The following is a 10,385-nucleotide window of genomic DNA, read 5'->3' on the forward strand; positions in this document are numbered from 1 at the left end:
CCCCAGCTGGTTCAAGCCGGGGCAAGGTTGCACATGGGTCAATTCTCAATGACAATTTCCGCTGTTGCCGGGTCAAATCTCAGTGGCAATCAACAGCGGAGGTTCTGCCGCATGAACACCCCGATCTGCCCGAAGGCCATCCGCATCTGTGGGAACATGGAGAGGGCGGCCACAGCCACGCCGTGGTGATCGACGACCTGCATCGGCAATGGCCGCGCCGGCGGGCCTGACCGGTTCCTCATGGGCGATCTTGCCGTTTATGGCGGCCTGTTTCTGGCTGCCTTCACCGCTGCGACTCTGCTCCCTGCCCAGTCCGAGGCACTGGTTATGGGTCTTTTGCTGGCCGACTACGCGCCATGGCTGGTGCTGGCCGTAGCAAGCGTCGGGAATGTCCTGGGTTCTGTGGTCAACTGGTTTCTCGGGCGAGGGATCGAACGTTTCCGCGGCCGCCGGTGGTTTCCGGTGAGCTTCGCCGCACTGGCGCGGGCGGAAGGCTGGTATCTCCGCTACGGCAGATGGTCGCTGCTGCTGGCCTGGGCGCCGATTATCGGCGACCCGCTTACTATCGTAGCGGGCGTGCTGCGCGAGACCTTCCTGGTATTCCTGCTCCTCGTCAGCATCGCGAAGATAGGCCGCTACCTTATTCTGGCAGCAGCGACCTTGGGGTTCGGCTGACTATGGCTCTGTGTGTGCCTCGACTCGCAGTGCGAGCTGCGGCTTCTGACCTTCAATTCGGAGAAGGCCTGAAATGCTGTCTCCGTTCGGGGATCGGCGCTCGCTGCCCTTGTCCATCCCGAAACGCCGAGTTCACCTCGCCGGTTCTCGCTTCAGATCACGAACACCGGCGCGAACCCGCCACCTGGCGTCCTGAAGTTCGTGGTCTGACCTTGATAAAGGCGCGCGGCCACCAGAAGCACCTGCCCTTCGTAGGTGTACAGTCGCACGTCCATCTTGCGCCTCTGGGGTGTCTCGTCGATCTTGATCATGCGTTCGCTGGGGCGGACCAGCGTCTGGGCTACGTATCCGCCCTCCGCGATCTCCGCCCAAGCTCCTTTCGTCAGCTTGTCGCCACGATAGACCGCCTTGCCGCCATACCCGCCGGTCGGCTTGAAGAACAGGTCCCTGCGGGATTTCCAAAGTGCGTCAGCGTTATCGGGATTGACCAGGACGGTGCCTGGAACGGCATCAAGCAGGGCGCGAAGTCTCGGCTCCACGCCCCAGGCCTCCAGCGTCGCGGGTTTTGAAAGAAGCGAAAGGTTGCGCTTGTCGGCAAGGAGCGCGTGGTTGTGCGGATTCGGCGTCACAACCACCGCGCCGTCCCGGTAGGCTTCCTGCAATGCCTTGTGCTCGGGCTGATCGAAGGCGAAATCGGTGACCCGGTTGTAAACGAGGTCGATTCTCTTTCCATCGACGCTGAGCCGACCATCGTCGTAGCGAAGTTGGCTGGCATCGGCGATGACCGCGTCTACCCCTCGTGCCGCGAAAACCCGCCGCGCGAGCACGAATTCGGGATAAAGATACTGTTCCGTCGGATTGTCGTCGACGATGGCGATGCGTTCTGGCGCGCCCGTTCCACGCTGCCGAATCCATTCGTTCTGGAACATGCGGAACGCCGCGTCCTCAAAGGATAGCAGCGTCGGGGGGATGTCCATTTCGGCACAACACGCGCGCTGCGCCCTTGCAAGAAAGGCATTGAGAAATGCCCCGCCGGCGTTGGTATTGATCTCGATCAGCCGGGGGCCGTCTTCGCCAAGATGAAAGTCGTAGCCCATCAATGCCCCGATCGGACCGTGATCCGCCCGCGCGATTTCCGGCGCCCAGGAAAGGACCGCGGCTTTGTATGCCGCGAGTTGGGCGGTGGTCTCCACAGCCGCTGCGATCGCGCGCATCTCATCCACGGTGGTGGCCGAAAGGAACACCGGTACGTGCGAGAACAGATGGGCTTTGGGGCGGATGAACGTCTCGAAGAATGCCGGCTCACCGGCCTCGCGCTCCATCGCTTCGCGCAGCGATGGAAGGTCCAGTGTAACGCAGAAGCAGTTCTTGTTGAGCCGGTCCGTGCGGTCCTGAACCCGCTTCGATGAACTGGAGCCGGGATTGTTCATCGAGGGAAAACCCGAGGCGGCGCCAAGATCGAGCGCGCTTCAAATGCCAAGTAAGCCATGAATAATCCCACGAACATCCCTCCCAAAGGTTTCGCCATCAGGTCGATCCAAACATGCCGCTTCTGTTCGGCGGCCTCAACTGTGACCGGTGGGCCTCGGGAAATTGCACTGCCGGTCGCAGCGGCAGCTCCATCCCGAAGGTGCCATCAGTGTGGTTGCGACACATTCTCCTGGTAGGTCCGCTCGCGCTCTGGCCAGGTGCTCTTGATATAGGCGAGGACAGCCCGGATCTCGGCGTCGCTGAGAAGATCGGCAAACCCCGGCATGTCGCTCTCATAGCCGCCCCCGACGATGGCGGCCGTGCCTTCCCTGACGATGCGGAACAGGATGTCATCGGGATGGTGCCACGTGTGGCCGCCGGCATCGTGCGGTGGCGCCGGGAGACGCCCGGACGGAAGGGGTGTCTTCCAGTCCGGCTGCCCCTCCAGGTCCGCACCGTGGCAGGAGGCGCATTGGTCCGCATAGACCTGCCGCCCCTGCTCGACTTCTGCAGATGCCGCGGCGGTGGAGGTTGTCCGGGCCTGATGCCATCCAGCGAGGATCGCCAGGATCAGGCCGCCGAGGAGCAATCCGAGCCACAAGATGTTACGGAGTTCTTTACTCATGAGTTGCATGATTGGTGGCGAGGAATTTCTATTGGCTATATGCCGAGGATGAAGTTCTGCCAGAGGCGCGACGCTTGGGGCAATGGACATTCCCGTGACCAGCGCCTATCTTTCCGGGATGTTCTCGCGCCTCGTCACCATGCTGGCCGTGCTCGTGATCGCCTTCATGACGACGGCGACGTCTGCGCATGCGGCGCGCCTGAGCGCAGGGCCGGATCACGCGGCGCATGTCAGCGAGATGACGCAGGTTGCGACCGGCAGCGACCGTTCCTGTGACGGCGAACAGCACTGCGGATCGATGGATGCTGGAAGCTGTGAGTTGCTTTGTTCAGGTCTTTCGGTCTTTCTGACATTTCCGAGGGAAGACTCGCCCAGCGTTTACGCGCCTGCCAGCCATGCCCTGCCAACTGCTGAAACCGTCGCCAGTCGGGCACCTGGACTGAACGAACGACCTCCCAAGCTCCGACTCCTCTGATCGCGTCCGGGCCACGAGGCCCGCGGCGTCCTGTCGGTTTTGATGAACGGGACAGGCTGTCCCGAGGAGACGACCATGAATACCCTTTCACGACGCGGCTTCCTTGCCGCTGGCGCCGCCATGCTGGTCTATGCGCACCTACCGCGCATCGCGGCGGCGCAGGGCGCCGCCCCGCTGTCGCTGCGTGCCGCCACCCGGACGCTCGACATCGACGGTCGCGCCGCCACCGTCTGGGGTCTTGCCGGGCCGGCCGGACAGGGTCTGACACTTGATCCCGGCGCGCGGTTCCGGGTGAATCTGCGCAACGATCTCGATGTTGGCACGCTGATCCACTGGCATGGCCAGATCCCGCCCAACGCGCAGGATGGCGTGCCCGAAATGCCTTTGCCGATGCTCGCCCCTGGCGAGACACGCGCTTACGACTTCGCGCCGCTTCCCGGCACCTACTGGATGCACGCGCATGTGCCGATCTACGAGATGCGCCTTCTGGCAGCGCCGCTGATCGTGCGCAGCGCCGAGGATGTCGCCGCCGACCGCCAGGAGGTGGTGCTGTTCCTTCACGATTTCTCGTTCAAGGCGGCCGAGGAGGTGATGGCCGAGATCCTCGGCGGCCATGGGACCGCCGACGGTCACGGGGGCGGCCACGGCGCGGGCGTGGGCGGCATGGCGGCCATGGGTCAAGGCGCCATGGGGAACACGCCGATGGGCGGCATGGATCACGGCGCCATGGACGGCATGGCGATGGACCTTAACGACTACGACTGGGACGCCTATCTGGCCAACGACCGCACGCTGTCGGACCCCGAGGTGGTGCAGGTCGAGCGCGGCGGGCGCATCCGCCTGCGGGTGATCAACGCCGCCGCGGCGACGGTGTTCTGGATCGAGACTGGCGAAGCGCAGGCCCGGCTCGTCGCGGTGGACGGCCATGCCGTTCAGCCGATTTCCGGCACGCGCTTCGGCTTGGCCATGGGCCAGCGGCTCGATCTCGAAATCGACCTGCCGAACGCGGGCGGCGCCTGGCGGATCCTCGCGCTGCGGGAAGGCGCGCGCGAGCGCACCGGGCTGATCCTTGCCACGCAGGGCGCCGACGTCCGACGCATCGACACCATGGCGGAGGCCGAAGCGCCTGCCTTCGAAACCGACCTTGCCCAGGAGTCGCGCCTGATCGCCGCCGATGCCCTGCCGGATCGCCCGGTGGACCGCCGCCTTAGGGTGATGCTAGGCGGATCGATGCAGCCCTATGTCTGGACCATCAACGGGGCCGTCTGGGGCCAGCATCGCCCGCTTGCCGCGCGCAGCGGCGAGCGGGTCGTGCTGTCCTTCCACAACATGTCGATGATGGGCCACCCGATGCATCTGCACGGGCATGTGTTCCAGGTCGTCGGGCTGAACGGACGTGCGGTCCGCGGCGCGCTGCGGGACACGGTCTATGTGCCGCCGATGTCGATGGTCGATATCGCGCTGGACGCGGGCGAGGCCGCACGCTGGATGCTGCATTGCCACCACATGCCGCATCTCGAGACCGGCATGATGACCGAATTCGCAGTCAACGCATGATCGGGCAAACCGCCAAGGAGGCGTGAGAAATGGCCAGCAAGACAGATCACCATCACCACAGCCACGGCCATGTGCACGATCACGCGCATGACCACGCCGCCCTCGCGCGGGACGACACGCACAAGGTCAAGGACCCTGTCTGCGGGATGATGGTCGACCCGCACACGACCGCGCACAAGGCCGAGCATGGCGGCCGGCCGTACTACTTTTGCTCGGCCGGCTGCCGGGCCAAGTTCATGGCAGAGCCGGACCGTTACCTCGATCCGGCGACCGCGGCGGCCACGGCAGAGCCGGTGCCCGAGGGGACGATCTATACCTGCCCGATGCACCCGGAGATCCGGCAGGTCGGCCCCGGTTCCTGCCCGATCTGCGGCATGGCGCTGGAGCCGGTGCTGGTCAGTCTCGAGGCCGGACCCAACGAGGAACTGATCGACATGCGCCGCCGGTTCTGGATCGGACTGGCGCTGACGATACCAATGGTCGTCCTCGAAATGGGCGGCCACTTTCTTGGCTTGAGTCACTATATCAGCCAGCTGACCTCGAACTGGCTGCAACTGATCCTCGCAACGCCGGTCGTTCTCTGGGCCGGCTGGCCATTCTTTCAGCGCGGCTGGCAGTCGCTGGTTAACCGCAGCCTCAACATGTTCACCCTGATCGCCATGGGCACCGGGACCGCCTGGATCTACAGCGTCGTCGCCACAGTTGCGCCCGGTATCTTTCCCGATGCGTTTCGCCAGCATGACGGTTCCGTCGCGGTCTATTTCGAGGCGGCGGCGGTCATCACCGTGCTGGTGCTGCTCGGGCAGGTGCTGGAACTGCGGGCGCGAGAGAGCACCAGCGGCGCCATCCGCGCGCTGCTCGACCTCGCCCCCAAGACCGCCCGGATCATTCGCGACGATGGCATGGAGGAGGAGGTTCCGCTCGACAGCGTGCATGTCGGCGACCGCCTGCGGGTGCGTCCCGGCGAGAAGGTGCCGGTCGATGGCGAAGTGCTGGAAGGCCGCAGCGCCGTCGATGAATCGATGGTGACGGGCGAATCGATGCCTGTGACCAAGGCGGCCGGTGCATCGGCCATCGGCGGCACCATGAACCAGTCCGGCGCGCTGGTGATCGAGGCGAAGAAGGTCGGCCGTGACACTATGCTGTCGCAGATCGTCCAGCTTGTCGCCGAGGCGCAGCGAAGCCGCGCGCCGATCCAGCGCCTCGCCGACCAAGTGTCGGGCTGGTTCGTGCCGGCGGTGATCGTGGTCGCGGTCCTTGCCTTCATCGCCTGGTCGATCTGGGGTCCGGAGCCGCGCTTTTCCTTCGGTCTGATCGCGGCAGTTTCCGTTCTCATCATTGCCTGCCCCTGCGCGCTGGGACTGGCGACGCCGATGTCGATCATGGTCGGCGTCGGGCGGGGCGCACAGGCGGGCGTGCTGATCAAGAACGCCGAGGCGCTGGAGCATATGGAGAAGGTCAACACCATCATCGTCGACAAGACCGGCACTCTGACCGAGGGCCGGCCCGCTGTGACCGCCATCGTTCCGGCTGCTGGGTTCAGCGAGGACGAGGCGCTGCGGCTTGCCGCCAGCGTGGAGCGGGCCAGCGAGCATCCCCTGGCGCTGGCCATCGTCCGCGCCGCCGAGGAGCGCGGGATCGCGACGGCGCCGGTTGCGGATTTCGACTCGCCGACCGGCAAGGGCGCGCTCGGGGTGGTCGAAGGCAAGCGCATTCCGCTTGGCAATGCGAAGTTCCTCGCCGAGCAAGGCGTCGATGTCGCTCCGCTCGCCGATGAGGCCGACCGGCTGCGCGAGGACGGGGCGACCGCGATCTTCATGGGGGTGGATGGCCGCGTCGCCGCGATCTTCGCCATTGCCGATCCGGTCAAGCCATCGACGCCGGAGGCGCTGGCCGCGCTCAAGGAACAAGGCATCCGCGTGGTCATGCTCACCGGCGACAACTGGACCACAGCGAAGGCCGTCGCGCGCCATCTCGGCATCGACGAGGTCGAGGCCGAGGTTCTGCCCGATCAGAAAAGCGCGGTGGTGCAGCGGCACAAGGCGGCGGGCGAAGTTGTGGCGATGGCGGGCGATGGGGTGAACGACGCGCCGGCGCTGGCGGCCGCCGATGTCGGCATCGCCATGGGCACAGGCACCGATGTGGCGATGGAAAGCGCCGGTGTCACGCTGCTGAAGGGCGATCTGAACGGAATCGTCCGCGCCCGCCGGCTGTCGCAGGCGGTGATGGGCAACATCCGCCAGAACCTGTTCTTCGCTTTCATCTACAACGCGCTCGGCGTGCCGGTCGCAGCCGGAGTCCTCTATCCGTTCTTCGGCATCCTGCTGTCGCCGATCATTGCGGCCGCCGCCATGGCGCTCTCATCGGTCAGCGTCATCACCAATGCCGCTCGGCTGCGGAGGGTGAAGCTATGACGATGCCGGTGCCAAGGCCCTCGGTTTGCCCATCACTCCCTTGTGAGCCGGATGCGGACCGTGACGGCGAGACAATACATCCATGAAAAAAGGTGTGACTATGAGAAACGACAGCAACATCAGCCGGCGCGCCATTCTGGCCGCTGCCGGCGCGCTGCCCCTGCTGATGTCCACGGCCGGCTGGGGACATGCCGAAACGCTGCCGCTGGTGAGCGTTACCAAGGATCCGTCCTGCGGCTGCTGCGATGGCTGGGTCGCGCATATCGAGGCCGCGGGGTTCCCGGTGCGGGTTGTGGAATCCACCGACATGGACAGCTTCAAGCAGCGCCTCGGCGTGCCGGCCGAACTGGCATCGTGCCACACCGCCGAGGTGGACGGCTATGTGATCGAGGGTCATGTGCCTGCCGCGGCGATCCGCCGCCTGCTGGTCGAGCGGCCTGACGCGACGGGGCTGGCCGTTCCCGGCATGCCTGCCGGCTCGCCCGGCATGGATTTCCCGGGCGTCGATCCCGAGCCGTATGAAGCGTTCCTGTTCGGCCCGACCACCCGGAGCTTCGGGCGCTTCCTCGGTTCGCGGGAAATCTGAAAGGCGCCGCCGACATGAACGCCAGGCTCGCGGATGATCTCAAACAGCACCTCGCTGTGGCGGCCTGCCTCCGTCCGCGGGGCTGGCGCCCCACGTCGGGTGGCGCGCGACATGAACGCGACATCGCGCAGGGCCGGCGTGCCGCCGGCAAGGAAGGTGGCGCATGACCAAACGGGCGGGGGTCAAATTTCGGGCGAGTTGCGGCCGACTGCGCCGGTTTGCGATCTGCATCCTGCTGCTTGCCATCGGCGCACTGGTTCTGCAGGTCCCAGTCCATGCGAGCCCAACTGGACACGCCATCCACCAGCAACAGGCCGCTGCCCAGGCAAGCCACTGCACCCAGCATCACGCGTCGGACGACCATGGCGCCAATCAATCGCCAAGCTGCGTGAACACGGACGGTAGCCCAAACCTTGCGGATTGCTGTCAGACCTGCCTGACCGCCGCAGTTCCCGTCGCGCCGCCGGAGTTCGGCCCGCCCACGAGCGGTGAGGCTTTCACGGTTGTGCGCCCTGATCCGCACGACCGTTTCCCCGAAGGCATCCTGAGGCCACCACGTCCTATCGCTGCGTGATGCGCAGGGGATGGCCGCGAGAACGAATGTTGTCTCCGGCCGCTCCTGTGCAAACCCGAAAGACCAGCGAACAGAACGGAGAACCGCGACCCGAAACCCCGGGTCAGCGCTCTGGATCCAAAGGATGAAATCAATGAACCGAACCACAATAGCCCTTTCCCTCGGCGTCCTGGCAGGCCTGCCTGGCGCTGCCCTCGCTCAGGCCGGGCATGACGCCCACCACCCGGGAACCCCGCCCGCGCAAGTGCAGCAGGCTCCCGTGCCGACGCCTCCCTCAGGCCAGATGGCTGGTATGCAAGGGATGATGCCAGAGCAGTGCCAAGCCATGATGCAGGCGATGGCCCCGGAATGCATGAGCGCGATGCACCAGATGATGCAGGGCGGAATGATGCAGGGGATGATGGGCGCGCCGAACGAGGGTGCCGCCCCGGCCAACGAAAGCCTTCCGGAGTTCACCCGGGCCTACGTCGAAGCGATGAATGAAATGCACGGGCCGATGATGGACGGCGTCATGGCGGATGATCCGGATGTCGCCTTCGTCCGGGGCATGATCCCCCATCATCAGGGCGCGATCGACATGGCCCGGATCGTCCAGCAATACGGAAACGACCCGCAGACCAGGGCATGGGCGGACCAGATCATCGCGGCGCAGGAAGCCGAGATCGCCGAGATGCAGGCATGGCTGGAGGCGAAGGCCGGCGACGCGCCGTCGCCCTTTGCTCAGACCGGCGGAACGGTCTACTCCGCCAACGAGGGCGGCAATTCCATCAGCGCCTTCGATCTCGGCACGGGGGCGGTCGACACGGTTACGATCCCGGTCGCGCCTCACAACGTCGATCTGACGCCGGATGGCAAGCTTCTGCTGGCGGTCGGAGATCCTGCCGCCGAGGGGGATCACGGCTCGGACGGCCATGGGCATGGCGCGGAGGGCGCGGCCGAGGGTCTGCTGGTCATTCTCGATCCGCGGAACCTCTCGGCGCCCACGGCGACCGTGAAGGTAGGCTCGCATCCGGCCCATGTGGTCGCTGACCGGCAGGGGCGCGCATTTGTCTCGCTGGCCGGCGGCGACGAGATCGCCGTGGTCGACCTCGCAAAGGGAGAGGTCATCGGGCGCATCGCGACGGGGGATTATCCGCACGGCCTTCGCCTCAGCCCCGATGAGAGCCAACTCTATGTGGCTAATGTCGAGGATGGCTCGGTTTCCGTCATCGACACGCAGGATCTGACGGAAGTTGCGCGCATTCCGGTGGGCGCAGCGCCCGTTCAGGTCGGGTTTACCCCGTCTGGCGATCAGGTCTACGTCTCTCTCCGGGACGAGAACCGGGTGGCCGTCATCGACACCGCCTCCCGCGAGGTGATGAACAGGATCGACGTCGGGCCGAACCCGATCCAGATGGTTGCGACCCCCGATGGAGCCTACGTCTATGTGGCAAACCAGGGCACCGACGCGGAGCCTAACAACACCGTGTCCGTGATCGACACCGCGACCGGTCAGGTCGTGAAGACCCTCGCCACCGGCGGCGGCGCCCATGGGGTCTCGGTATCGACCGACGGGGCATTCGTGTTCGTGACCAACATCGCCGACGATACCGTGTCGATCATCGAAGTGGGGAGCCAGCACGTCGTCAAGACCCTACCGGTTGGTGATCGCCCGAACGGCATCGTCTACGGCGGATCGAGCCGGTAGGTAGTGAATGGCGCCGGAGGCAGTTCCGGCGCCGCTCTTATTCGTGGCACAGAAACATTTACACGATTCTGGAGATATGGAAAAAATGGGCACCATAGCGGCCTTGGCCGCGCTCGCGCAGGAGACCCGTCTCGATATCTTTCGGATGCTGGTGCAGGCCGGGAGCGAAGGGCGCGCTGTCGGGCATATCGGCGAGAGGCTCGGCCTGCACTCGACCACCCTCTCGTTGTTGATTGCCACTGAGATTTGACCCGGCATTGTCACCGAGAACTGACCCACCCAGTGGTTATGTTCTGCGTGTTATGATGGCGTCAATGCTAGT

General features: G+C 65.3%; 10 protein-coding genes and 1 pseudogene. 9 read left to right on the plus strand and 2 right to left on the minus strand.

Annotated features, from left to right (window positions below; translation table 11 throughout):
* Positions 1-230: pseudogene (locus DFP89_RS20625) on the plus strand (hypothetical protein); the annotation flags it as partial.
* Positions 231-240: 10 nt separating this feature from the next.
* Positions 241-675, plus strand: coding sequence for a YqaA family protein (locus tag DFP89_RS19195; RefSeq protein WP_085378478.1), 435 nt, complete (start codon positions 241-243; stop codon positions 673-675).
* 152 nt (positions 676-827) lie between these two features.
* Here the strand turns inward: DFP89_RS19195 and DFP89_RS19200 are convergent, their stop codons facing one another.
* Together DFP89_RS19200 and DFP89_RS19205 are read right to left on the minus strand one after the other, a co-directional pair.
* Complete coding sequence (locus DFP89_RS19200; protein WP_114350930.1) at positions 828-2,105, minus strand: ATP-grasp domain-containing protein; 1,278 nt, start codon at positions 2,103-2,105, stop codon at positions 828-830.
* A 206-nt stretch (positions 2,106-2,311) separates the two neighbouring features.
* Entirely contained in the window at positions 2,312-2,770 is a 459-nt protein-coding gene (locus tag DFP89_RS19205) for a c-type cytochrome (protein ID WP_114350931.1), read from the minus strand.
* A 94-nt stretch (positions 2,771-2,864) separates the two neighbouring features.
* On the opposite strand from DFP89_RS19205, the gene DFP89_RS19210 reads away from it, so the two are divergent.
* From DFP89_RS19210 to DFP89_RS19235, 7 genes are all read left to right on the plus strand, one after another.
* The gene (locus DFP89_RS19210; protein ID WP_241232892.1) at positions 2,865-3,245 is read left to right on the plus strand and encodes a hypothetical protein; all 381 of its coding nucleotides are present in this window, start codon (positions 2,865-2,867) and stop codon (positions 3,243-3,245) included.
* 75 nt (positions 3,246-3,320) lie between these two features.
* A complete protein-coding gene (locus tag DFP89_RS19215) occupies positions 3,321-4,802 on the plus strand; it encodes a multicopper oxidase family protein (RefSeq protein WP_114350933.1) in 1,482 nt (493 codons plus the stop codon).
* Positions 4,803-4,831: 29 nt separating this feature from the next.
* Positions 4,832-7,216: a heavy metal translocating P-type ATPase gene (locus tag DFP89_RS19220; RefSeq protein ID WP_114350934.1), complete on the plus strand. Its 2,385-nt coding sequence runs from the start codon at positions 4,832-4,834 to the stop codon at positions 7,214-7,216.
* A gap of 100 nt (positions 7,217-7,316) precedes the next feature.
* Entirely contained in the window at positions 7,317-7,802 is a 486-nt protein-coding gene (locus DFP89_RS19225) for a DUF411 domain-containing protein (protein ID WP_085378472.1), read from the plus strand.
* A gap of 163 nt (positions 7,803-7,965) precedes the next feature.
* Positions 7,966-8,376, plus strand: coding sequence for a hypothetical protein (locus tag DFP89_RS20200; protein WP_147273360.1), 411 nt, complete (start codon positions 7,966-7,968; stop codon positions 8,374-8,376).
* A gap of 133 nt (positions 8,377-8,509) precedes the next feature.
* Positions 8,510-10,063 (plus strand): CopM family metallochaperone, encoded by a 1,554-nt coding sequence (gene copM, locus DFP89_RS19230; RefSeq protein WP_245948877.1) that lies wholly within the window; start codon positions 8,510-8,512, stop codon positions 10,061-10,063.
* A 7-nt stretch (positions 10,064-10,070) separates the two neighbouring features.
* Entirely contained in the window at positions 10,071-10,313 is a 243-nt protein-coding gene (locus DFP89_RS19235; RefSeq protein WP_147273361.1) for a helix-turn-helix transcriptional regulator, read from the plus strand.
* Positions 10,314-10,385 lie beyond the last annotated feature (72 nt).

The organism is Paracoccus lutimaris, from assembly GCF_003337565.1.
GTDB classification, from domain to species: domain Bacteria; phylum Pseudomonadota; class Alphaproteobacteria; order Rhodobacterales; family Rhodobacteraceae; genus Paracoccus; species Paracoccus lutimaris.